Source organism: Pandoraea pnomenusa (assembly GCF_040391475.1).
In the GTDB taxonomy this organism is placed as follows: Bacteria; Pseudomonadota; Gammaproteobacteria; order Burkholderiales; family Burkholderiaceae; genus Pandoraea; species Pandoraea pnomenusa_C.
Genome location: NZ_JBEBXS010000013.1, coordinates 1 through 22,503 on the forward strand (window position 1 = coordinate 1; position 22,503 = coordinate 22,503).

A 22,503-nucleotide genomic window follows, 5' to 3' on the forward strand; every position below is an offset into this window, starting at 1 on the left:
CCGCTGCGCGTGTTCGAACTCGACTTCGAGGCGAACCTGCCGATCGTGCGTTCGGCCGTGAAGTACGGCAAGCACTTGGTGTTCCCGTCGACCTCGGAGGTCTACGGCATGTGCACCGACAGCGAGTTCGATCCGGAAGACTCGCCGCTGATCTACGGCCCGATCAACAAGCCGCGCTGGATCTACGCCTGCTCGAAGCAGCTGATGGATCGCGTGATCTGGGGCTACGGCATGCAGGAAGGCCTGAACTTCTCGCTGTTCCGTCCGTTCAACTGGATCGGCGCCGGCCTGGACTCGATCTACACGCCGAAGGAAGGTTCGTCGCGCGTGGTCACGCAGTTCCTCGGCCACATCGCCCGCGGTGAGAACATCAGCCTGGTCGACGGCGGCAATCAGAAGCGTGCGTTTACCGATATCGACGACGGTATCGACGCCCTGGTGCGCATCATCGACAACAAGAACAACGTTGCGAGCGGCAAGATCTACAACATCGGCAATCCGAAGAACAACTTCTCGGTGCGCGAACTGGCCAACATGATGCTCAAGCTGGCCAGCGAATTCCCCGAGTACGCCGAGACGGCCAAGAAGGTCCAGCTCGTCGAAACGTCGTCGGGCGCCTACTACGGCAACGGCTACCAGGACGTGCAGAACCGCGTGCCGAAGATCGAAAACACGATGCAGGAACTCGGCTGGGCGCCGACCACGTCGATGGACGACGCGCTGCGCAAGATTTTCGAAGCGTATCGCGGTCACGTCGCGGAAGCCCGCCGCCTGGTCGAGGGCGAATAACGCGACAGCCGCCGCACCCGCCACATCATGGTTGCGGGTGGCATCGGCGGCACAAGCACTGCACGCCCGGTGCGCCCTTGGCGCATCGGGCGTTTTTCACTCGGCAACGGAATTCGACAGGCAGCGCGTGGCACTGCGCGATGCCTCACACAAGGGTGGCTATGGCCAAAATTGTTCTGAAGATCGATGTGGACACCCTGCGCGGTACCCGCGAAGGCGTGCCCAATCTGCTCGCCGCATTGGCCGAGCATGACGCGCAGGCGACGTTCCTGTTCAGCCTCGGGCCGGATCACACCGGCTGGGCGCTCAAGCGTGTCTTTCGCCCCGGCTTTCTGAAAAAAGTCTCCCGCACGTCGGTCGTCGAACACTACGGCTTCAAGACCCTCATGTACGGCACCCTGCTCCCCGGCCCGGACATCGGCCGTCGTGCGGCGGATGTCATGCGCACCGTGCAGAACGCGGGTCACGAGACCGGCATCCACACGTGGGATCACACGTACTGGCAAGACAACGTGCGCACGCGCGACGCCGCGTGGACGCAACGCCAGATGACGCAGGCGCATGCCCGCTTCACGCAGATCTTTGGCGCCCCGCCGCTCACGCACGGCGCCGCCGGCTGGCAGATGAACAACGACGCCTTCCGTCAGATCGACGCCTGGGGCATGAAATATGCGTCGGACGGCCGTGGTCAGGCGCCGCATTACCCGATCGTCGACGGCGTGCGACTGAAGCACGTGCAAATGCCGACGACGCTGCCCACGGTGGACGAGCTGCTCGGTATCGACGGGCGGGACATCAACGGCGTGGCCGAGCATCTGCTTGCCCTGACCCGCGATCCGGCGCAAGATCACGTGTTCACGCTGCATGCGGAACTCGAAGGCCAGAAGCTGGCGCCGTTGTTCCGTCAATTGCTGGCCGGATGGCGTCGCCAGGGGCATGATCTGGTGACGATGGGCCAGTACTACGAGACGCTCGATCTCGCCACGCTGCCGGCACATCCGGTGGTCTGGGGCGAAATCCCGGGCCGCTCAGGCGATCTGATTCTCGAGGGCCGGGCAGCCAACGCCTGAGCCTGAACCCTCTTCCCCGTTCCGGCCTCGCAAGGCCACCCTAGGAGACCATAGTGACGGTAGCCATCGACACCCTCGTGCCCGATTTCACCGCACCGGCCACCGGCGGCGATTTTTCGCTCAAGGCGCATCGCGGCCAGAAGGTCGTGATCTACTTCTACCCGAAGGACAACACCCCGGGCTGCACGACGGAAGGCATGAACTTCCGCGACAACTACGAGCAGTTTCAGGCCGCTGGCGCGCAGATCATCGGCGTGTCGCGCGACAGCCTGCGCTCGCACGAAAATTTCCAGAAGAAGCTCGGCCTGCCCTTCCCGCTGATTTCCGATGGCGACGAAGCGGTCTGCCAACTGTTCGGTGTCATCAAGTTGAAAAAACTGTATGGCAAAGAACATATGGGCATCGAGCGCAGCACGTTCCTGATCGACGAAAAGGGTGTACTGCGCAAGGAGTGGCGTGGCGTGCGCGTGCCCGATCACGTCGACGAAGTCCTGGCTGCCGTTCAAGCGCTCTGAGCGCCCGAGGCACCGCCAGCGGCACGACGCGAGCGCTATTCGCAGCGGTGTTGCGCACAGGCTGCTGGCGAGCGCCACCAAGGGCATTCGACGCTATACAAGCACGGCGAGAGACGCTATAGTCAGCCGTAATGATCAAGCGCATTGAACGAGACAATTGCAGGCGTCGCCAAGGCGGCGCCTTCAGCCAAGCCGCCTCTCCGGTGCGTCCGGGCAGGCGGCTTTTTTGTTGCCGGGACATGTTGTACCGCGGTCTGTCCCGGCCGAGTAGTGTTGTGTTTTCTTGAACGGGAAATCTATGCCATTGCCATCGGCGCCGACCAAACCGGGCACGCTGCTTGCCCCGGAACAATTCCCCACTCGCCTCAAACCTTCGCGCACGGAGGCCAAGAAACCGATCCCCTCGTCTGAACAACATGCACTGGGCGAGACGTCTGGTGCAGCGGGTACCGCCGGCGCGTCCGGCACGGCCGAATTGAAGGTTGTCCCCAAGACATCGCCGGCGACGCAGACTGCAGCACAGCCGTCGCCTTCCGCACGTTCGCCGCAGTCGCCGCCTTCGGCAGACACCGGCACCGCCGCCACGTCGCTCAAGGCCGTGAAGTCGTCGGCCACCGGCGCAGGCGCAAAACGTGCCCGCAACAAGGATCAGGAACCGGCCAAGCTCTTCGTGCTCGACACGAACGTGCTCATGCACGACCCGAGCAGCCTGTTCCGCTTCGAAGAGCACGACGTCTATCTGCCCATGATGACGTTGGAAGAGCTCGACAATCACAAGAAGGGCATGTCGGAAGTGGCGCGCAACGCGCGTCAGGTGAGCCGCACGCTCGACGGGCTGGTGGCCGAGAGCGGCTCGAACTCCATGGCCGAAGGCATTCCGCTTTCGCGCCTCGGCAATAAGGACGCCGCCGGACGCCTGTACTTCCAGACCGATCTGCCCGAAGTCCCGCCCCTCGAAGGGCTGCCGCAGGGCAAGGCGGACAACCAGATTCTGGGTGTCGTACGCGCCTTGCAGAACAAGTTCCGCGATCGTCAGGTCGTGCTGGTGTCGAAAGACATCAACATGCGCGTCAAGGCGCATGCGCTCGGCCTGCCCGCGGAAGACTACTTCAACGACAAGGTGCTCGAAGACAGCGATCTGCTGTACTCGGGCGTAATGGCCCTGCCGCCGGACTTCTGGACCAAGCACGGCAAGGGCATGGAGAGCTGGCAGGACAACCGGACCGGCACCACGTTCTATCGCATTACCGGGCCGCTGTGCGCCAACTTCCTCATCAACCAGTTCGTCTATCTGGAGACGAACAACGGCGAGGCGCCGTTCTACGCGCAGGTGCGTGAGATCAACGGCAAGACGGCGCTGCTGCAAACGCTGCGTGACTACGGGCACCACAAGAACAACGTGTGGGGCATCACGGCACGCAACCGCGAGCAGAACTTCGCGCTGAACCTGCTGATGAATCCGGAAGTCGACTTCATCACCCTGCTCGGTCAGGCAGGCACCGGCAAGACGCTGCTCGCGCTTGCCGCCGGCCTCGCACAGACGCTCGACGAGAAGCGCTACAACGAGATCATCATCACGCGCGCGACCGTGCCCGTCGGTGAAGATATCGGCTTCCTGCCGGGCACCGAGGAAGAGAAGATGCAACCGTGGATGGGGGCTTTCGACGACAACCTCGAGGTGCTGCAGAAGACCGACGACTCTGCCGGTGAATGGGGCCGTGCAGCCACGCAGGAATTGATCCGCTCGCGACTCAAGGTCAAGAGCATGAACTTCATGCGCGGACGCACCTTCGTGAACAAGTTCGTGATCATCGACGAGGCGCAGAACCTCACGCCGAAGCAGATGAAAACGCTGGTCACGCGTGCAGGTCCCGGCACCAAGCTGATCTGCCTGGGCAACATCGCGCAGATCGACACGCCGTACCTCACCGAAGGCAGCTCGGGGCTCACCTACGTGGTGGATCGCTTCAAGGGCTGGGGACATAGCGGACACGTCACGCTCGCGCGCGGCGAACGTTCGCGACTCGCCGATTACGCGGCCGAGATCCTCTGACATCTCACCGTGTTCGAGACAACGGCGCCTTCGGGCGCCGTTTTTTATGGGCGTCGACGTGGTACACGTGGCGCTCAGGTGACGAAATCGCCTGGGAAGCGGCTGATTTGTGACGTCGATGCCACAGAATGCCCGCATTTCGCCACTTCTGCGATGCATTTGCCCGAAAGGCGTCGTAAACTCGGCGCATGCGAATCCAGCGCCCTCTCCGCACGCCTCGCTTTCTTGCCCGCTACGCGACGCAGCCGGCGGCCCTGCCGAGCGCGTCGTGGCGCTGCATCACGGTGTTGTCACTGACGTTGCTGGTGGCGGCCTGCTCGTCCGGCCCGTCAGTCAGACAAGGCAGTAGTGCGAACTATGGCAACCGCACGATGGGACCGGAGCGCAGTGCCGGACAGGAAGAAATCACGCTCGAAGCGATGAGTCTCGTCGGCATTCCTTACCGCTACGGCGGGAACACCCCCGATTCCGGTTTCGATTGCAGCGGCCTCGTGCGCTATGTGGTCGCGCGTGCCGCAGGCGTGAATCTGCCGCGCACGACCGCCGACATGAGCGGTGTGGGCACCGTGCTGGAGCGAGACGATCTCGCCTCCGGCGATCTCATCTTCTTCAATACGACGGGGCGCGCCCACTCGCATGTGGGCATTTACGTGGGTCAGGGGAAATTCGTGCACGCACCCAACTCGGGGGGCACGGTGCGCCTGGAGAGTCTCTACATTCCGTACTGGGCGAAGCGGATCGACGGTGTGCGCCGTGTCGCCGCCAACAAGGCGCCGGCAGGCAACACCACCTACGTGAATCGCACGGCGCCTCCACCGGCACCTGTCGCTCAGGCCCCGGTGCCGCAGACCGCAGTTGCCGCAAGCGTCCCGATGAATACCGCACCGAACCGCCCCCTCACCGCTGCCACGCCCTCACCGATGGACCTGCCGCAGGCAGCCCCACCGAGCAGCACGGCGAACCTGAGCGTGCCATCGTTGCAGGACGACGACCCGATCGCACGTTTCGCCAACAGCTCGATGTAGGTTACTTCCGGCCGACGAGATACTGCACGCCGGCCGGTCCGTATTGCTCGGAATGGGGTTCGTGGGCCGGAAGATGAAACACGTCGCCCACACGATAGGTCTGCGCCTCGCCACCCACGCGGATGACGATTTCGCCGGACAGAATCAACGCCTTCGCCTCGAACGGATGCGCGTGCGTGTCCAGATGCCCCGCTTCTCTCGTCACCGTCACCCGTTCCGTGAAGCCCTCCCGGGCCAGCTCGCGCTCAAATACGTCGCGTTGCATGCGGATCTCCATCACGGCGAAGGTTGGCGACGGTTCGTCGACATCGCGTCGACGGCTCGCGGAAATCAGCTCAGATGCGCGAGCAGTGCCGCTGCACCCCCGACATTGATTGCCACACCCATCAGCGTGGCGCCAAGCGCGCGACGACGCAACGACGTATGAATCAATGCACTCATGGTAGCCTCCAAAGGGAATCGACAAAACACTATTAACAAATAATAATCAATTGCAATTGACTATTGAAATTGATTCCCCCAATGGCGACGATAGGTGACGTCGACACAAAAAAAGCGGCCGTAGCCGCTTTTTCCGCTTCCTGACGGGGATGCCGCCTCGAGACGGCATCCGCATCTCAAAACATCACAGGAACTGCTTGCCGACCCACCAGGCGATCGCCGCGATGAACGCCGACGCCGGAATCGTGAGCACCCAGGCCCAGACGATGTTTCCGGCCACGCCCCAGCGCACGGCGGACAGCTTGCGCGTCGCGCCCACGCCGACGATGGCGCCGGTAATCGTGTGGGTGGTCGAGACCGGCACGCCGAGCCACGATGCGAAGAACAGCGTGAACGCCCCGCCCGTTTCCGCGCAGAAGCCGCCCACTGGCTTGAGCTTCGTGATCTTTTGCCCCATCGTACGCACGATCCGCCAGCCACCGAACATCGTGCCCAGACCGATGGCCAGATAGCAGCCCACGATCACCCACAGCGGCGGCTCTGCCGCTTCCTGCGGCCACAAGCCGGCTGCGATCAGCAGCATCCAGATGATACCGATGGTCTTCTGTGCGTCGTTACCACCGTGACCCAGACTGTACATACCGGCCGAGACCAGTTGCAGGCGCCGGAACCAGCGGTCCACGCGTGCGGGTGGCGTGCGGAAGAAGAGCCACGACACGAGCAGCATGAAGAACGAACCGAGCACGAAACCGAGCAGCGGCGAAACGAAAATGAACGCCACCGTCTGCAGCAGGCCGCTCGCCACGAGCGAACCCGTGCCGGCCTTGGCCACCGCCGCACCCACCAGACCGCCGATCAGGGCGTGCGACGAGCTCGACGGGATGCCGTAGTACCACGTGATGATGTTCCAGGCGATGGCCCCCACGAGCGCACCGAAGATCACATAGTGATCGACGATCTCGGGGTGAACCGTGCCCTTGCCCACCGTCGCCGCCACCTTCAGGTGGAAGACGAACAGCGCGATGATGTTGAACATGGCGGCGAAAGCCACCGCCTGGTGCGGCTTGAGCACGCCCGTCGACACCACCGTAGCGATGGAGTTGGCGGCGTCGTGAAAGCCGTTCATGAAGTCGAACAGAAGCGCCAGAACGACCAATAGTCCGACCAGCCAAAGGCTGATGTGCAGCGTTGCCATCGAAAGTCTCCGCTCAGGCGTTTTCCAGCACAATGCCTTCGATGATGTTGGCAACGTCTTCGCACTTGTCGGTCACCGACTCGAGCAGTTCGGACACGGCCTTCTGCTTGATCAGTTCCTTCACATCGGACTCTTCGCGGAACAACTTCGACAACGAGGCACGCAGCAGGCGATCGGCTTCCGATTCCAGACCGTCGATCTCTTCGCAGAGCTTCAGGATTTCGCGCGCCTGATCCATATCGGAGAGCAGCGCCACGGTGGTTTGCACGCGCTCGCAGCACTTCACGCAGATCTCGCCGAGCGTGCGCGCCTCGGACGGCACGCTCTTGATGTCGTACATCCACACGGCCGTCGCCACGTCTTCCATCAGATCCAGGATGTCGTCCATGGTGCTGATCAGCTTATGGATCTCATCGCGGTCGAAAGGCGTGATGAACGTCTTGTGCATCAGGTCGATGGTCTCGTGCGTGATGCGATCCGCTTTCTTCTCGTTGTTCTGCACGGCAACGGTGCGTGCCTCGGCATTTGGCAGATCGTTGAGCATGGCGGACAGCTCACGGCTGCCAGCAACCATGCATGCCGCGTGCTGGTTGAACAGGTCAAAGAACTTGCCCTCGGTGGGCATGAAGCGACCGAACATTATTGGAAAACTCCGGGTATTGATAGGGGACGGGTCGACACAAAAACGTCACATTCTACCTCGTCGCGGGCGTGCATCGTCGCACGTCCTTCCGAACGAGTGGAAATCAGTGTGTCAGTATTGGGGACCCGCCAGATTGTCGAACTTCGTGTACGCACCGATGAACGCCAGACGCACGTGGCCGATAGGACCATTACGCTGCTTCGCGATGATGATCTCGGCGGTGCCCTTGTCGGGCGTATCGGGGTTGTACACTTCGTCGCGATAGATGAACAGGATGATGTCGGCATCCTGTTCGATAGCGCCCGATTCGCGCAGGTCAGACATGACCGGACGCTTGTTCGGGCGTTGTTCGAGACTTCGGTTGAGCTGCGAGAGCGCAATCACCGGCACGTTCAGCTCTTTGGCCAGGCCCTTGAGCGAACGCGAGATTTCGGAAATTTCGGTCGCACGGTTTTCACCGCCGCCCGAACCGCTCATGAGCTGCAAGTAATCGATGATGATCAGCCCGAGCTTGCCACACTGACGCGCCAGACGCCGCGCGCGCGCACGCAGTTCCATCGGGTTGAGCGCAGGCGTTTCGTCGACGAACAACTGCGTCTCGTTCATCTTCTGCATCGCATGCGTGAGCTTCGGCCAGTCTTCGTCGACCAGCTTGCCGGTACGCAGACGATGCTGATCGAGACGCCCCACCGAACCCAGCATACGCATGGCCAGCTGCGTGCCCGGCATTTCCATAGAGAACACGGCGACGGGCAAGCCCTCTTCCACTGCGATGTGCTCGCCGATGTTCATCGAGAAGGTCGTCTTACCCATCGACGGGCGGCCCGCCACGATGATCAGATCGCCGCCGTTGAAGCCCGACGTCATGCGATCCAGATCGACGAAGCCGGTGGGAATCCCGGTGATGTCGCTGCCGCCTTCGCGGTGGTACAGCTCGTCGATGCGCTCGACCACTTGCGTGAGCAGCGGCTGAAGCTCGAGGAAGCCGCTCGTGCTGCGCGAGCCCTCTTCCGCAATGGCGAAAACCTTCGCTTCCGCCTCGTCGAGCATCTGACGCACTTCCTTGCCTTGCGGATTGAAGGCGTCGGAGGCGATCTCGTCGGCCACCGTCACGAGCTTGCGCAGCACCGCACGATCGCGCACGATTTCCGCGTAACGGCGGATGTTCGCCGCGCTCGGCGTATTCTGTGCGAGGGCGTTCAGATAGGCGAGCCCGCCCACCTCGTCGCCTTTACCGGCTGAGGTCAGCGATTCGAAAACGGTGATGACGTCGGCAGGCCGGTCGCTGGCGATCAGGCGACCGATGTGCTGATAGATGATCCGGTGATCGTAGCGATAGAAGTCCGAATCCGCCACGAAGTCGCCGATACGATCCCACGCGCTGTTATCGAGCAACAGGCCGCCGAGCACGGATTGCTCCGCCTCGATGGAGTGCGGAGGCACCTTGAGCGAATCGAGCTGGGGGTCGGGCGCGTTCATGCCGGGCATTATACCGTCCCCACGATCACGATCCGTCCCGGAAAATTCCCGCTTGCGCGACGACTTTTCCGAACGGGGTTTGTTCAGCAGTTTCCCTGGAGGCAGCATAAGGCGGAGCTATGGAACAGTGACGAACGTGGACAGGGGCGCGACCGGCGAACGGTCGGCAAAGACATGACCGGCAACCGGGCGTTCCGGCAGCCTACACAACAGAACGGACAGACATAAAAAAACGGAAGCCGGTGACACCGACTTCCGTCTTTGGATCGCGTCGGGAAGCTGACGCGGGTACGACTTAGGCGTGCTCGCCGAGCACCGACACGTTCACGTCGACAACGACGTCCGTGTGCAGTGCCACCTGGACCGGGAAATCACCCACGGTCTTGAGCGGGCCGTTCGGCATACGCACTTGCATCTTCTCAACCTTGAAACCTTGGGTGCCCAGGGCTTCAGCGATGTCGAAGTTGGTGACCGAACCGAACAGACGACCGTCAACGCCGGCCTTCTGCGAGATTTGCAGGGTCAGGCCAGCCAGCTTTTCGCCTTCGGCTTGTGCGGCAGCCAGCTTCTCGGCGGCGGCCTTTTCCAGTTCGGCGCGGCGAACTTCGAATTCGGCGATCGCGTCCTTGGTGGCGCGGCGAGCCATCTTGCTCGGGATCAGGAAGTTACGTGCGAAACCGTCCTTGACCTTCACGATGTCGCCGAGGTTACCCAGGTTGACGACCTTTTCCAGCAGAATCACTTGCATTATCTATTCTCCTTCGTCGACTGGCGATTAAGCACCGTGCAGATCGGTGTACGGCAGCAGCGCCAGGAAGCGGGCGCGCTTGATAGCCGTATCGAGCTGGCGCTGGTAGTGCGCCTTGGTACCCGTCAGGCGAGCCGGGGTGATCTTGCCGTTGTCGCCGATGAAGTCCTTCAGCGTTTCGACATCCTTGTAATCGATCTGCTCGACACCAGCGACGGTGAAGCGGCAGAACTTCTTGCGCTTGAACAGCGGGTTTTGCTGTTGGCGGCGGCGATCAAACTTCTTGTTTTTACCGTTAGGACGCGGCATGTTCAACAATCCTTTTCAAATTCTTGCAATGCTGTGATGTGAAACACCAGGGTGCGGCTATTGCGATGCTTCTTGGCCAGAAACCCTGCCCACTGGGCCGGTTTCTCGAGTCCCAACGCCATGACTTTGGCGCTGATGGGACCGATCGCAACTGCCGGTATCGAGAACTCGACCTGACGGGCAACACCCGCCTCTTCCGTCGTTCCCACATGGGCCAGCGTCACATCGATCACGGGGAGCCCGGCCGGGGTATAGCGCAGCGTGCCGATTTCGACGATGCTGGCCTCGAGCCGTAAGCGATTCACGCGTTCGATGGTTCCGTTGGCGCCCTGATGCTTTCCAGTGCGCTAGCTAATTACGAAGCAGCGGCTTCGGTCGCGGGCGTCGCGGCAGCCTTCTTGGCTTCTTCGCGGGCCACTTCCTTCATCATCGGCGACGGTGCCGTCTCGGCCTTCTTCATCTTGACGACGAGGTGGCGCAGAACAGCGTCGTTGAACTTGAATGCGTGTTCCAGCTCGTCCAGGGTTTCCTGGTTGCACTCGATGTTCATGCAGACGTAGTGAGCCTTCGCCAGCTTCTCGATCATGTAAGCCAGTTGACGACGACCCCAGTCTTCGACGCGGTGGATCGTGCCTTGATGGCTTTCGACCGTGCTGCGATAGCGCTCGATCATCGCAGGCACTTGCTCGCTTTGATCGGGGTGAACGATGAATACGATTTCATAATGACGCATATGAGCTCCTTATGGACAAAGCTGCCTGGGCGTCAGAACCAGTGCAGCAAGGTTGCAGAACCCGCGATTCTAGCGGATTTCATGTCGATCATCAACTCCCGCCCGATCGGTGCCGGCGCGTACTCCGCATTCAGCCCGCATTCCGTCCATGTTCCAGCCATTTCCGGAGCTTCCGGGAGCGCAGCCCGGTCGGCATCAGCCGTTTTCCAGCCAGTAGTTCGGGCGGGCGTAAATCTGCCGCAGCTGTTCGATGAAAAGCCGCACCCGCGCGGGCTGGAAGCGCTGCTGGGGATACACGGCGAGGATGTCGTAATCGGGTAAGGCGTACTCGTCGAGCACGGTCTCCAGTTCTCCCGAGAGCAGCTCCCGCTGGATCTCCCAGGTCGAGCGCCAACCCAGTCCGAGGCCCTCGAGCGCCCAGCGGTGCAGCAACTCCCCGTCGTTGCAGTCCAGATTGCCTGCCACACGGGTCGTCACCAGCTTGCCCTGCCGCTTGAAATACCAGCCGCGCTGCTGCCCGCCCTGCAGATTGAACGCCAGACAATTGTGCTTCGAGAGGTCTTCGAGCGTCTTCGGCCGTCCGTGCCGCGCGAAATAGGCGGGTGTGCCGCAAACCACACGCCGGTTCTGGGCAAGTTTGACGGCCACGAAGTTCGGGTCGACGGACCCGCCGATGCGAATGCCCATGTCGTAGCCCTCGCGCACGATATCCACCACCCGGTCGGTCAGGTTGAACGAGATCTGCACTTCGGGATGCTGCCGCAGGAACGCCGGCGCGTGCGGCGCGACGTGCTTGCGGCCAAACGCCGCAGGCGCCGACACGATCAGGTGACCGGAGACCGCATGGCGCCCGGCGCTGATCTCGTTCTCCGCCATCTCCCAGTCGCCCAGCAACTGCTTGCAGCGCTCCAGGAACGCGCCACCCTCTTCCGAGAGCGCCAGCCGTCGCGTCGAGCGGTACATGAGCTTGATGCCGAGCCGCTTTTCGAGGGCGTCGATGCGCCGCCCGAGAATCACCGGCGAAACGCCCTCCTTGAGCGCTGCAGCGGCCAGACTGCCCGCCTCGGCCACCTGCACGAAAGTCTCGATCTGCTTGTAACGGTCCACGGCATCTCCATTCGATACTTTTTGTTCTTAAAAAAACGATCTTTTGTGATCTTATCAAACAAATCGTACCGGCTTAAAGTGACCTCCAACATCAATACTCATTACCCATTGGAGGAGTCACATGGCCAAGATGACCGCCGTAGAGGCCGCCGTCCGCGTGCTGGAGAAGGAAGGTATCACCACCGCGTTCGGGGTGCCGGGCGCCGCCATCAACCCGTTCTACTCGGCAATGCGCAAGGCCGGCAGCATCGAGCACGTGCTCGCGCGCCACGTGGAAGGCGCGTCGCATATGGCCGAAGGCTACACCCGTGCCGAAGCCGGCAACATCGGCGTGTGTATCGGGACGTCGGGCCCCGCAGGCACCGACATGATTACCGGCCTGTACTCGGCACAAGCCGATTCCATCCCCATTCTGTGCATTACGGGTCAGGCCCCGCGCGCCCGTCTGTACAAGGAAGACTTCCAGGCCGTCGACATCGAGTCGATCGCGAAGCCGGTCACGAAGTGGGCCGTCACCGTGCGTGAGCCGGCGCTCGTGCCGCGCGTGTTCCAGCAAGCGTTCCACCTGATGCGCTCGGGCCGCCCGGGTCCGGTGCTCATCGACCTGCCGTTCGACGTGCAGGTCGCCGAGATCGAATTCGATCCGGAAACGTATGAACCGCTGCCGGTATACAAACCTGCCGCTACGCGTGCTCAGGCCGAGAAAGCCATTCAAATGCTGGTGGCTTCGGAGCGTCCGCTGATCGTTTCCGGCGGTGGCGTGATCAACGCCGACGCCGCCGACCTGCTCGTCGAATTCGCCGAGACGGTGAACGTGCCGGTCGTGCCCACGCTCATGGGCTGGGGCACCATCGCCGACGATCACCCGCTCATGGCCGGCATGGTCGGCCTGCAGACCTCGCACCGCTTCGGCAACGCCACGATGCTCGCGTCGGACTTCGTGATGGGCATCGGCAACCGCTGGGCGAACCGCCACACGGGCAGCGTCGACGTCTTCACCAAAGGCCGCAAGTTCGTGCACATCGACATCGAGCCGACGCAAATCGGCCGCGTATTCGGCCCGGACTACGGCATCGTCTCCGACGCCAAGGCCGCGCTCAAGCTGTTCGTCGAAGTCGCGAAGGAACTCAAGGCGGCGGGCCGCCTGCCGGATCGCGCGCAATGGGTCGCCGACTGCCAGAAGCGCAAGCGCACCATGCTGCGTCGCACGGACTTCGATCAGGTGCCGATCAAGCCGCAACGCGTGTACCAGGAAATGAACGCGTTCTTCGGCCGCGACGTGCGCTATGTCTCGACCATCGGTCTGTCGCAGATCGCCGCCGCCCAGTTCCTGCATGTGAACAAGCCGCGTCACTGGATCAACTGCGGCCAGGCGGGCCCGCTGGGCTGGACGGTGCCGGCGGCCATCGGCGCAAAGGTCGCGTCGCCGTCGTCGGACGTGGTCGCGATCTCGGGCGACTACGACTTCCAGTTCATGATCGAAGAACTGGCCGTGGCCGCGCAATTCAAGGTGCCGTACATCCACGTGGTCGTGAACAACTCGTACCTGGGCCTGATCCGTCAGGCGCAGCGCAACTTCGACATGGATTACTGCGTGCAGCTCGCGTTCGAGAACGTGAACTCGCCGGAAGTGAACGGCTACGGCGTCGATCACGTGAAGGTCGCCGAAGGCCTCGGCGTGAAGGCGATCCGCGTGTTCCAGCCGAACGACATCCAGCCCGCGTTCGAACAGGCCCGCAAGCTGATGGCCGAGTTCTCGGTGCCGGTGATCGTGGAAGTGATTCTCGAGCGCGTGACGAACATCGCCATGGGCACCGAGATCAACAACGTCAATGAGTTCGAAGAAATCATCGACGTCGTGGAAGAAGACAGCACGGTCACGGCGTAAGCCGCGAACGTGAAACGGATTGCGGGGCGCGTGCGTCCCCTCCGCTTCCGGCTAGACCCCTAGGACCCGGTCAGCGGCCAAAGCGCGTGCCCTGCAACCTTGCAACACCCTTGCATCGAAATCGTCGAAACCACCCCCTAAAGAAGAGAGAGAGGAGTCAGCGCAATGCCGAAATTTGCCGCCAACCTGACCATGCTGTTCAACGAGGTGCCGTTCCTCGACCGCTTCAAGGCGGCCGCCGCAGCGGGCTTTCGCGGCGTGGAGTTCCTGTTCCCGTACGCGTTCCACCGCGACCAGATCGCCGACAAGCTCAACCAGTACCAGCTCGACCTCGTGCTGCACAACCTGCCCGCAGGTAACTGGGACGCCGGCGAGCGCGGCATCGCCATCTTCCCCGATCGCGTCGCCGAATTCCGCGACGGCGTGGGCGAAGCCATCACCTACGCCAAGGCACTCGGCGTGAAGCAACTGAACTGCCTCGTGGGCAAGCAAGGCGCCGATCTGTCAACGCAAGCCGCCACCGAGACGCTCGTGGGCAACCTGCGCTTCGCCGCCGACGCGCTCAAGGCCGAAGGCATCCGCCTGCTGGTCGAGCCGATCAACACCTACGACATTCCCGGCTTCTTCGTGAATCGCACGAAGCAGGCACTCGAGATCTTCGACGCCGTCGGCTCGGACAACCTGTTCCTGCAGTACGACATCTATCACATGCAACGCATGGAAGGTGAGCTCGCCAAGACCATCGAGACGAATCTGGCGCGCATCGCTCACGTGCAGCTGGCCGACAACCCGGGCCGCAATGAGCCGGGCACGGGCGAGATCAACTACGCGTACCTCTTCGCGTTCCTCGATCGCATTGGCTACAACGGCTGGATCGGTTGCGAGTACAAGCCCGCGACCACCACGACCGACGGCCTCGGCTGGTTCAAGGCGGCAGGACTGCGCGAAGCGGCCTGAGCGCCGCCCGCTCGCGAACGAAAGACGCAAGTCGCACACCCCCGCTCACCCGCGCGGCGCCTCCCCCGGTGCCACGCGAACGAATGACGGTGTTGCCGCGCCACCTGCGCGGCGCACCGGCCGACCGGGTTTCGACGAGGAAGGGCCCCGCCGGCCGCATGCAGGGGGCATGCGGCCGGAGTCCGGGGGTCACGCCACGGCGTACCACCGCCCCGCTCGTCCAACGGTCGGCGACAACACATCACAAACTTTGGCAACAAGGAGTCTTGAAATGGCACAACTCGGTTTCATTGGTCTGGGCATCATGGGCGCGCCGATGGCGAAGCATCTGCAGAACGCCGGTCACAAGCTGTTCCTGTACGAGCGCCGCACGCCGCCGCAAGACCTGATCGACGGCCAGGCCACGGTCTGCACGTCGGCCAAGGAAGTCGCCAAGCGCGCCGACATCGTGTTCGTGATGGTGCCGGATACCCCCGACGTGGGCGCCGTGCTGTTCGGTCAGGATGGTCTCGCCGAAGGCCTGACGGCCGGCAAGATCGTGGTCGACATGAGCTCGATCTCGCCGATCGAAACGAAGGAATACGCCAAGAAGATCAAGGCGCTGGGCTGCGAATACCTCGACGCCCCGGTCTCGGGTGGCGAAGTCGGCGCCAAGGCCGCCTCGCTGTCGATCATGGTCGGTGGCTCGCAAGCGGCGTTCGACGACGTCAAGCCGTTCTTCGAACTGATGGGCAAGAACATCACGCTCGTGGGCGAATCCGGTGCCGGCCAGACCTGCAAGGTCGCCAACCAGATCGTGGTCGCCCTGACGATCGAAGCCGTGGGCGAAGCGCTGCTGTTCGCCTCGAAGGCTGGCGCCGATCCGGCCAAGGTGCGCGCAGCCCTGATGGGTGGCTTTGCCTCGTCGCGCATTCTCGAAGTGCACGGCGAGCGCATGGTCAAGCGCAACTTCGAACCGGGTTTCCGCATCGCGCTGCACCAGAAGGATCTGAACCTGGCGCTGCAAACCGCGAAGACGCTCGGCGTGTCGCTGCCGAACACGGCAACGGCGCAGGAACTGTTCAACGCCTGTGCCGCCAACGGTGGCGCGGCGTGGGATCACTCGGGCATGGTGCGCGCGCTGGAAATGCTCGCCAACCATACCGTCGCGTAACCGGGTAGTTCGCGAGAAGACGAAGAAAACGGCGGGAAAAGCCGTCCGCAGGGAGTAGTGAGAGGTACCAGAGTGTACTGGCAGCGGCGCCGCGGGAAACCGACGGCACCGCGCCGAACGTCACGGCGCAAGTCACGCGAGAGCGAGACCGGCGCCGTATTTTTTTGTGTGTAAATCTCGTGAGGCGCGAACGATTGCACGACGACAGGCGAAGACCGGCCCGTGCGCGGATCAATATTCGTCGAACAGGCTCTGCATGCGCTCGTGCGGCACGCCGGCCTGCAAGGCCAGCATCAGCAGCACGCGTGCCTTGTAGGGGTGAAGATTGCCGGCACTCACGAAGCCGTACTGATCGTCGGGCGCGGCGCCGTTGTGCATGACATGACCGCTTCCCACGCGCGCCGAGCGCACCACTGTGACGCCGCGCTGAACCGCCTCGGCGAGCGCCTGTTGCAGCAGCCAATGCAGCGAGCCGTTGCCCGTACCGGCGACCACGATGCCCTGCACGCCGGCTTCGACGAGCGCGTCCACCGCAATGCGCGACACGCCCGCATAGCTCGACACCACTTCCACCGCCGGCAGCTCGCCCGAGAGTCCGACGAATTCGCTCTCGACCGTGTGGTACTGCATTGCGGCGCGCTGGAAGGCAACGCGTTCGTCCTGCACCCAGCCGAGCACGCCGATCTCGGGCGAATGGAACGCATCGACCTTGTAAGTGCTGGTCTTGACGACGTCACGCGCGCAATGAATCTGGTTATTGATGGCAACCATCACGCCACGCCCGGCGGAAATCGGGTCCGTGGCCACGCGCACCGCGTTGAGCAGATTGAGCGGGCCGTCGGCCGAGAGCGCCGTGGCGGGCCGCATGGCGGCGGTGAGCACCACCGGCTTGCGGCTGTTGACCGTCAGATGCAGGTAATACGCCGTTTCCTCGAGCGTATCGGTACCGTGCGTGATCACGGCCCCCGCGACGTCCGGCTGCGAGAGCAACGCGTTCACCCGCGCCGCCAGCTTCTGCCAGAGCGAAACGCTCATGTCCTTGCTGTCGATCTGTGCGACCTGCTCCGCGTGGATATGTGCCACGGTGCCCAGTGCAGGCACGGCCGAAAGCAGATCCTGAACACCCAGCGCCCCGGCCTGATAACCGGCGGTACGCGTGGCGTCGGCCGCGCTACCCGCAATCGTCCCGCCGGTGGCAAGCAGCGCGATGCGCGGCAATTCGCCGGAAGCTACGGTGTAGTGCGGAATGGGGTTGAATGAGGTCAGGGTCATGCAGCGATTGTATCCAATACTGCCGCGCTTCCCAATCGCTGAAAATATCGATCCCGCCAGGTCCGGCGGGATCGATGATGCGGCGTGATGCGGACTGGTACGACGGACTTTCGCAGACTTATGCAGCGAACTCCAGCGCCTCGCGCAACTGCGTCGAGATTTCCTGCTCCTTGAGCGCCGGGGCGAGCATTTCGATGAAGCGATACGCGTAGGAGCGCAGGAAGGCGCCGCGACGCAAGCCGATTCGCGTCGTGCTCGGCTCGAACGCGTTGTCCAGCTCCAGCACCGCCAGATCCTGGTCCTTGCGCGGATCGACGGCCATCGCCGCGACGATGCCCACGCCCAGACCGAGTTCGACATACGTCTTGATGACGTCCGTATCGAGCGCGGTCAGCACAATGTCCGGCACCAGCCCCTGGTCGGTGAACGCCTTGTCCACGTGCGAGCGTCCCGTGAAGTCGCCGTCATAGGTGATGATCGGATATTCGGCGATATCGGCGAGCGTCACATTCGGGCGGCCGACCAGCGGGTGGTCTTTCGGCACCACGGCCACGTGATGCCAGGAATAGCACGGGAACGTGACGATATCCGGAAACCGGTCGAGCGCCTCGGTCGTAATGCCGATGTCGGCCTCGCCGTCGATGACCATCTGCGCGATCTGGCGCGGGCTGCCCTGACGCAGGGCCAGATGCACCTTCGGATACACGCTCGTGAACTGCTTGATGACCTGCGGCAACGCATAGCGCGCCTGCGTGTGCGTGGTGGCCACCACAAGGTGACCGCTGTCCTGATCCGCGAACTGACGCGCCACGCGGCGCAGGTTCTCGGCGTCGAGCAACATGCGCTCGATCAGTTGCAGCACTGCCTTGCCGGGCTCCGTCAGCCCCGTCAGCCGCTTGCCGCGACGCACGAAGACATCGACGCCAAGCTCGTCCTCGAGGTCCTTGATCTGTTTGCTGACGCCCGACTGCGACGTGTACAACGCACTCGCCGCTTCCGTCAGGTTGAGGTTCTGCCGAACCGCTTCGCGCACGTAGCGCAATTGCTGGAAATTCATGAGGTGACTCCGCCCTGTTACCTGTCTGTCCCGCCGCCGATGTCCGTGGCGTCCGATGTGTCCTGTACTGCCTGCTGCTTGTTGTTTTGTGCTTGCCGCTGCCCGCCTATGCCTGCGCCGAGAACACCCGCAACTGACGCGGCACGGCGCGCAACGGGGCGCCGTTCTCCGCGCCGAGCGCCTGCCAGCCAGAGCGCGTGAGTTCGGCTTCCCACACGGCATCGCCCGGTGCGGCCAGCTCCACACGCACCGTGCCGCCCAGCGGGATCGCGCGACGTACCGCCACGTCGATGCCCGGGCCACCGTCATGCGCGGGCAGTAGCGCCAGGTCGTGCGGACGCACGTAGGCGATGGCCCGGCCGTCCTTCGGCAGCGCCGGCAGATCGTCCTTGTGCACGCTCACGCGATACGCACCGGCATCGGCAATGAAGTCGTGCGTGCGCAGCTCGCCCGACAAGCGGTTCGCGGCCCCGAGAAACTCGTAGACGAAGGCGCTTTGCGGCGTGTCGTAGACATCCTGCGGCGCCCCGATCTGCTCGACCTTGCCGCGATTCATCAGCACGATGCGATCGGCCACTTCAAGCGCTTCCTCCTGATCGTGCGTGACGAAGATCGTGGTGATGTGCAATTCGTCGTGCAGCCGGCGCAGCCAGCTGCGCAATTCCTTGCGCACCTTCGCGTCGAGTGCGCCGAACGGCTCGTCGAGCAGCAACACCTTCGGCTCGACCGCCAGCGCGCGCGCCAGCGCGATACGCTGGCGTTGCCCGCCCGAGAGCTCTGCCGGATAGTGATCGGCGAGCCAGTCAAGCTGCACGAGGCCCAGCAACTCATGCACCTTGCTGCGAATCTGTGCGTCGGAGAGGCGTTCGCGGCGCGACTTCACGCGCAGGCCGAACGCCACGTTCTCGAATACCGTCATGTGACGGAACAAGGCGTAGTGCTGGAACACGAACCCCACCTGACGCTCGCGGGTGCCCACCGACGCCACGTCCTCACCGTTGAGCACGACGCGCCCGGCATCGGCAAATTCGAGCCCCGCCACGATACGCAGCAACGTGGTCTTGCCGCAGCCCGACGGCCCGAGCAGCGCAACCAGTTCGCCGGTGGGGAATTCGAGACTGACGTCGTCGAGCGCCGCGAATTCGCCGAAGCGCTTCGAAACCTGTTGTACCTGGATGCTCATCTGTCTTGCTCCTCGAATGATGCAGGCGCTCAGGCCTGTACGGCGTCTTCACGACGCGCTGCCTTGTCCTGCGCCAGCTTGCGCTCGGCCCACAGCTTCAATCCCAATGTTGCGAGGGCGAGCAGCGCGAGAATCGACGCCGCGGCAAAGGCCCCCACCGTGTGATAGTCGTTGTATTCAATTTCCACATGCAGCGGCAACGTGTTCGTTTCGCCGCGAATATGGCCGGAGACGACCGACACCGCGCCGAACTCGCCCATCGCACGGGCGTTGCACAGAATCACGCCGTACAGCAGGCCCCACTTGATCTTCGGCAGCGTTACGCGGGTGAACACTTGCCAGCCGCTCGCGCCCAGCACCCGCGCGGCCTCTTCTTCCTCGCTGCCTTGCGCCTGCATCAGCGGAATCAGTTCGCGTGCCACGAACGGGAACGTGACGAATACGGTCGCCAATACCAGGCCCGGCAGCGCGAACACGATCTTCAGGTCGTGGGCATCGAGAAAGTCCCACAGCGGCCCCTGACGCCCGAAGATCAGCAGGAACGTAAGGCCCGCGATCACCGGCGACACCGAAAACGGCAGGTCGATGAGCGTGGTGAGCACGCTCTTTCCCCGGAAATCGAAACGCGCGATCGCCCACGACGCCGCCACGCCGAACACCAGGTTCAGCGGCACGGCGATGAGCGCAATCAGCAGCGTCAGACGAATCGCGGAGAGCGCGTCGTCGTTCGTCAGCCCCTCCCAATATGCCGCCAGTCCTTTGCCCAGCGCAGTGACGAACACGGACGCCAGCGGCAGCACGAGGAACAGCGCAAAGAAGAGCAGCGCCACGACAATGAGCACCGCCTTGACGAGCGCGGGCTCATCGGTCGGATCGGCCTTGCGCGTCCGTGTGACCGGCGGCAAGGTCTGCGAGATTGCGAGTGAATCGGACATGATCGAAAACGTTCTCTGAACGGAAATCACACGCCACTGGCGCGGCGCCCGGAATGACGGCGTTGCAGCCACCATTGCAGCGTGTTGATGAGGAGCAGCAAGACGAACGAAATCACCAGCATCACCACGGCCAACGCCGCGGCGCCTGCATAGTCGAACTGTTCGAGCTTCGTGACGATCAGCAGCGACGTGATCTCCGAGACCATCGGGATATTGCCGGCAATGAAGATGACCGAACCGTACTCCCCCACGGCGCGCGCGAAGGCCAGCGCGAAACCGGTCAGCAACGCGGGAAGCACCGCAGGAAGAATGACGCGACGTAACGTCTGCCAGCGCGTCGCGCCCAGGCAGGCCGCCGCCTCCTCCTGTTCGCGCTCGAACTCCTCGAGCACCGGCTGCAACGTGCGCACCACGAACGGCAGCCCGATGAAGGTGAGTGCGACGAAGATGCCCAGCGGCGTGAATGCGATCTTGATGCCGAGCGGCTCGAACCAGCGTCCGACCCAGCCGTTGGGCGCGTAGATCGCCGCGAGCACGATGCCCGCGACCGACGTCGGCAAGGCGAACGGCAGGTCGATCAGCGCGTCGACGAAACGCTTGCCCGGGAACGTGTAGCGCACCAGCACCCATGCCAGTACGAAGCCGAACACGGCATTCAGGATCGCCGCCGCCAGCGAGATCCCGAACGTCAGGCGATACGAGGCGAGCACGCGCGGCGAACTCACGGCAGTGACGAAGCTCGCCCAGTCGAGCGAGCTCGCCTTGATGAAGACCATCAGCAACGGCACCAGCACCACGAGGCTCAGGTACGCGACGGTGTAGCCCATCGTCAGGCCGAAGCCCGGCAATGCGCTCGGCTTGCGCCAAAGTGGAAACAGTGCGGTACTCATGCGATGGCCCCCGACCTTACTTCTTGGTGTAGATCTGATCGAAGATGCCGCCATCGGCGAAGTGCTTCGCCTGCGTCTTCGTCCAGCCGCCCAGATCGGCGTCGACCGTGTAGAGCTTGAGCTTCGGATACTGCGACTCGTACTTCTTCGCGATTTCCGGCGAGCGCGGACGGTAGAAGTGCTTCGCGGCGATTTCCTGCCCTTGCGGCGAGTACAGCCATTGCAGATAGGCTTCTGCGGCCTTGCGCGTACCGTGCTTGTCGACGTTCTTGTCGACGACAGCCACCGGCGGCTCGGTCAGGATCGACGACGACGGCACGACGATGTCGAACTTGTCCGGACCGAGATCCTTCACCGACAGGAGTGCCTCGTTTTCCCAGGCGATCAGCACGTCGCCAATGCCGCGCTCGACGAATGTGGTGGTCGCACCGCGCGCGCCCGAATCGAGTACGCCCACATTCTTGTAGAGCGCCTTCACGAAGTCCTGCGCCTTCTGCTCATTACCGCCCGGTTGCTTGAGCGCATAAAGCCATGCGGCGAGGTAGTTCCATCGTGCGCCGGCCGACGTCTTCGGGTTCGGCGTGACCACCCCGATGCCCGGCTTGACGAGATCGCCCCAGTCCTTGATCTGCTTGGGATTGCCCTTGCGCACGAGCAACACGATGGTCGACGTGTACGGCGTGGCATTGTCCGGCAGGCGCTTCTGCCAGTCCTTGTTCAGGAGACCGGCCTGGGCCAGTTCATCGATGTCGGCGGAAATGCCGAGCGTGACGATATCGGCCGGTGCGCCGTCGAGCACGGTGCGGGCCTGTTTGCCCGAGCCGCCGTGCGAGGCCTTCACCGTGACCGTGTCGCCGGTCGTCTGCTTGTAGTGGGCTTCGAAAGCCTTGTTGTAGTCGGCGTACAGCTCGCGCGTCGGGTCGTACGACACGTTGAGCAGCGACAGACTCGCGGCGTGCGCCTGAATCGTCATCGTCGCGGCAAGTGCCAGACCGCCCAGTGCGACGCCCAGCTTTTTAGCTTTCCATCCCCGTGCTGCTTTGCTCATGACTTGCACTCCT

The 22,503-nt window shown here is 63.1% G+C and carries 23 protein-coding genes; 8 read left to right on the plus strand and 15 right to left on the minus strand.

Annotation, left to right across the window (positions count from 1 at the left end; all coding sequences use genetic code 11):
* From ABWO90_RS14890 to ABWO90_RS14910, 5 genes are all read left to right on the plus strand, one after another.
* The coding region (locus tag ABWO90_RS14890; RefSeq protein ID WP_353192007.1) for a bifunctional UDP-4-keto-pentose/UDP-xylose synthase at positions 1–789 on the plus strand (789 nt) is incomplete at its 5' end.
* Positions 790–950: 161 nt separating this feature from the next.
* On the plus strand, positions 951–1,859 hold the full coding sequence (locus ABWO90_RS14895) for a polysaccharide deacetylase family protein (protein ID WP_353192008.1): 909 nt from the start codon (positions 951–953) through the stop codon (positions 1,857–1,859).
* 53 nt (positions 1,860–1,912) lie between these two features.
* On the plus strand, positions 1,913–2,374 hold the full coding sequence (locus ABWO90_RS14900) for a peroxiredoxin (RefSeq protein ID WP_353192009.1): 462 nt from the start codon (positions 1,913–1,915) through the stop codon (positions 2,372–2,374).
* A gap of 298 nt (positions 2,375–2,672) precedes the next feature.
* Positions 2,673–4,427, plus strand: coding sequence for a PhoH family protein (locus ABWO90_RS14905; RefSeq protein WP_353192010.1), 1,755 nt, complete (start codon positions 2,673–2,675; stop codon positions 4,425–4,427).
* A gap of 188 nt (positions 4,428–4,615) precedes the next feature.
* Positions 4,616–5,452: a C40 family peptidase gene (locus tag ABWO90_RS14910; RefSeq protein ID WP_353192011.1), complete on the plus strand. Its 837-nt coding sequence runs from the start codon at positions 4,616–4,618 to the stop codon at positions 5,450–5,452.
* Between the two features lies 1 nt (position 5,453).
* Here ABWO90_RS14910 and ABWO90_RS14915 read toward each other — a convergent pair whose 3' ends face one another.
* The 9 genes from ABWO90_RS14915 to ABWO90_RS14955 all read right to left on the minus strand — a co-directional run bounded on the left by ABWO90_RS14915 (position 5,454) and on the right by ABWO90_RS14955 (position 12,107).
* The gene (locus ABWO90_RS14915) at positions 5,454–5,717 is read right to left on the minus strand and encodes a cupin domain-containing protein (protein ID WP_353192012.1); all 264 of its coding nucleotides are present in this window, start codon (positions 5,715–5,717) and stop codon (positions 5,454–5,456) included.
* Positions 5,718–6,077: 360 nt separating this feature from the next.
* Positions 6,078–7,088, minus strand: coding sequence for an inorganic phosphate transporter (locus ABWO90_RS14920; protein ID WP_353192013.1), 1,011 nt, complete (start codon positions 7,086–7,088; stop codon positions 6,078–6,080).
* A 13-nt stretch (positions 7,089–7,101) separates the two neighbouring features.
* On the minus strand, positions 7,102–7,728 hold the full coding sequence (locus ABWO90_RS14925) for a DUF47 domain-containing protein (RefSeq protein WP_353192014.1): 627 nt from the start codon (positions 7,726–7,728) through the stop codon (positions 7,102–7,104).
* Between the two features lie 114 nt (positions 7,729–7,842).
* Complete coding sequence (locus ABWO90_RS14930) at positions 7,843–9,210, minus strand: replicative DNA helicase (protein ID WP_353192015.1); 1,368 nt, start codon at positions 9,208–9,210, stop codon at positions 7,843–7,845.
* A gap of 295 nt (positions 9,211–9,505) precedes the next feature.
* Complete coding sequence (gene rplI / locus ABWO90_RS14935; RefSeq protein WP_353192016.1) at positions 9,506–9,958, minus strand: 50S ribosomal protein L9; 453 nt, start codon at positions 9,956–9,958, stop codon at positions 9,506–9,508.
* Between the two features lie 27 nt (positions 9,959–9,985).
* Positions 9,986–10,267: a 30S ribosomal protein S18 gene (gene rpsR / locus ABWO90_RS14940; RefSeq protein WP_010803800.1), complete on the minus strand. Its 282-nt coding sequence runs from the start codon at positions 10,265–10,267 to the stop codon at positions 9,986–9,988.
* Positions 10,268–10,269: 2 nt separating this feature from the next.
* The gene (gene priB / locus ABWO90_RS14945; protein ID WP_353192017.1) at positions 10,270–10,572 is read right to left on the minus strand and encodes a primosomal replication protein N; all 303 of its coding nucleotides are present in this window, start codon (positions 10,570–10,572) and stop codon (positions 10,270–10,272) included.
* Between the two features lie 50 nt (positions 10,573–10,622).
* Positions 10,623–11,000, minus strand: coding sequence for a 30S ribosomal protein S6 (gene rpsF, locus ABWO90_RS14950; RefSeq protein ID WP_353192018.1), 378 nt, complete (start codon positions 10,998–11,000; stop codon positions 10,623–10,625).
* Positions 11,001–11,195: 195 nt separating this feature from the next.
* Positions 11,196–12,107 carry a LysR family transcriptional regulator gene (locus ABWO90_RS14955; protein ID WP_353192019.1) on the minus strand — a complete coding sequence of 304 codons (912 nt, stop codon included), beginning with the start codon at positions 12,105–12,107 and terminating at the stop codon, positions 11,196–11,198.
* Between the two features lie 121 nt (positions 12,108–12,228).
* On the opposite strand from ABWO90_RS14955, the gene gcl reads away from it, so the two are divergent.
* From gcl to ABWO90_RS14970, 3 genes are all read left to right on the plus strand, one after another.
* Entirely contained in the window at positions 12,229–13,995 is a 1,767-nt protein-coding gene (gene gcl, locus ABWO90_RS14960) for a glyoxylate carboligase (protein ID WP_353192020.1), read from the plus strand.
* A gap of 165 nt (positions 13,996–14,160) precedes the next feature.
* Entirely contained in the window at positions 14,161–14,952 is a 792-nt protein-coding gene (hyi, locus tag ABWO90_RS14965) for a hydroxypyruvate isomerase (protein WP_353192021.1), read from the plus strand.
* Positions 14,953–15,121: 169 nt separating this feature from the next.
* The gene (locus ABWO90_RS14970; protein WP_502922623.1) at positions 15,122–16,105 is read left to right on the plus strand and encodes a 2-hydroxy-3-oxopropionate reductase; all 984 of its coding nucleotides are present in this window, start codon (positions 15,122–15,124) and stop codon (positions 16,103–16,105) included.
* Positions 16,106–16,336: 231 nt separating this feature from the next.
* On the opposite strand, the gene ABWO90_RS14975 is transcribed toward ABWO90_RS14970, so the two are convergent.
* The 6 genes from ABWO90_RS14975 to ABWO90_RS15000 form a co-directional block, all read right to left on the minus strand.
* Positions 16,337–17,377 (minus strand): asparaginase, encoded by a 1,041-nt coding sequence (locus ABWO90_RS14975; RefSeq protein WP_353192022.1) that lies wholly within the window; start codon positions 17,375–17,377, stop codon positions 16,337–16,339.
* Positions 17,378–17,495: 118 nt separating this feature from the next.
* Positions 17,496–18,434 carry a CysB family HTH-type transcriptional regulator gene (locus tag ABWO90_RS14980; RefSeq protein ID WP_353192023.1) on the minus strand — a complete coding sequence of 313 codons (939 nt, stop codon included), beginning with the start codon at positions 18,432–18,434 and terminating at the stop codon, positions 17,496–17,498.
* Positions 18,435–18,540: 106 nt separating this feature from the next.
* Positions 18,541–19,617 carry a sulfate/molybdate ABC transporter ATP-binding protein gene (locus ABWO90_RS14985; RefSeq protein ID WP_353192024.1) on the minus strand — a complete coding sequence of 359 codons (1,077 nt, stop codon included), beginning with the start codon at positions 19,615–19,617 and terminating at the stop codon, positions 18,541–18,543.
* Between the two features lie 29 nt (positions 19,618–19,646).
* On the minus strand, positions 19,647–20,552 hold the full coding sequence (gene cysW, locus ABWO90_RS14990) for a sulfate ABC transporter permease subunit CysW (protein ID WP_353192025.1): 906 nt from the start codon (positions 20,550–20,552) through the stop codon (positions 19,647–19,649).
* A gap of 26 nt (positions 20,553–20,578) precedes the next feature.
* Positions 20,579–21,442: a sulfate ABC transporter permease subunit CysT gene (gene cysT / locus ABWO90_RS14995; protein WP_353192026.1), complete on the minus strand. Its 864-nt coding sequence runs from the start codon at positions 21,440–21,442 to the stop codon at positions 20,579–20,581.
* 16 nt (positions 21,443–21,458) lie between these two features.
* Positions 21,459–22,490 carry a sulfate ABC transporter substrate-binding protein gene (locus tag ABWO90_RS15000; RefSeq protein WP_502922624.1) on the minus strand — a complete coding sequence of 344 codons (1,032 nt, stop codon included), beginning with the start codon at positions 22,488–22,490 and terminating at the stop codon, positions 21,459–21,461.
* Between the last annotated feature and the right edge of the window lie 13 nt (positions 22,491–22,503).

Excerpts from the sequence above, each read along its gene's own strand:
- ABWO90_RS14970 (WP_502922623.1), top strand. The coding sequence starts at position 15,122 with ATGCGGCCGGAGTCCGGGGGTCACGCCACGGCGTACCACCGCCCCGCT.
- ABWO90_RS14980 (WP_353192023.1), bottom strand. The coding sequence starts at position 18,434 with ATGAATTTCCAGCAATTGCGCTACGTGCGCGAAGCGGTTCGGCAGAAC.
- ABWO90_RS15000 (WP_502922624.1), bottom strand. The coding sequence starts at position 22,490 with ATGAGCAAAGCAGCACGGGGATGGAAAGCTAAAAAGCTGGGCGTCGCA.
- ABWO90_RS14975 (WP_353192022.1), bottom strand. The coding sequence starts at position 17,377 with ATGACCCTGACCTCATTCAACCCCATTCCGCACTACACCGTAGCTTCC.
- ABWO90_RS14920 (WP_353192013.1), bottom strand. The coding sequence starts at position 7,088 with ATGGCAACGCTGCACATCAGCCTTTGGCTGGTCGGACTATTGGTCGTT.
- rplI (WP_353192016.1), bottom strand. The coding sequence starts at position 9,958 with ATGCAAGTGATTCTGCTGGAAAAGGTCGTCAACCTGGGTAACCTCGGC.
- cysW (WP_353192025.1), bottom strand. The coding sequence starts at position 20,552 with ATGTCCGATTCACTCGCAATCTCGCAGACCTTGCCGCCGGTCACACGG.
- hyi (WP_353192021.1), top strand. The coding sequence starts at position 14,161 with ATGCCGAAATTTGCCGCCAACCTGACCATGCTGTTCAACGAGGTGCCG.
- cysT (WP_353192026.1), bottom strand. The coding sequence starts at position 21,442 with ATGAGTACCGCACTGTTTCCACTTTGGCGCAAGCCGAGCGCATTGCCG.
- ABWO90_RS14910 (WP_353192011.1), top strand. The coding sequence starts at position 4,616 with ATGCGAATCCAGCGCCCTCTCCGCACGCCTCGCTTTCTTGCCCGCTAC.
- ABWO90_RS14985 (WP_353192024.1), bottom strand. The coding sequence starts at position 19,617 with ATGAGCATCCAGGTACAACAGGTTTCGAAGCGCTTCGGCGAATTCGCG.
- ABWO90_RS14915 (WP_353192012.1), bottom strand. The coding sequence starts at position 5,717 with ATGCAACGCGACGTATTTGAGCGCGAGCTGGCCCGGGAGGGCTTCACG.
- ABWO90_RS14895 (WP_353192008.1), top strand. The coding sequence starts at position 951 with ATGGCCAAAATTGTTCTGAAGATCGATGTGGACACCCTGCGCGGTACC.
- rpsF (WP_353192018.1), bottom strand. The coding sequence starts at position 11,000 with ATGCGTCATTATGAAATCGTATTCATCGTTCACCCCGATCAAAGCGAG.
- rpsR (WP_010803800.1), bottom strand. The coding sequence starts at position 10,267 with ATGCCGCGTCCTAACGGTAAAAACAAGAAGTTTGATCGCCGCCGCCAA.
- ABWO90_RS14905 (WP_353192010.1), top strand. The coding sequence starts at position 2,673 with ATGCCATTGCCATCGGCGCCGACCAAACCGGGCACGCTGCTTGCCCCG.
- ABWO90_RS14930 (WP_353192015.1), bottom strand. The coding sequence starts at position 9,210 with ATGAACGCGCCCGACCCCCAGCTCGATTCGCTCAAGGTGCCTCCGCAC.
- gcl (WP_353192020.1), top strand. The coding sequence starts at position 12,229 with ATGGCCAAGATGACCGCCGTAGAGGCCGCCGTCCGCGTGCTGGAGAAG.
- ABWO90_RS14925 (WP_353192014.1), bottom strand. The coding sequence starts at position 7,728 with ATGTTCGGTCGCTTCATGCCCACCGAGGGCAAGTTCTTTGACCTGTTC.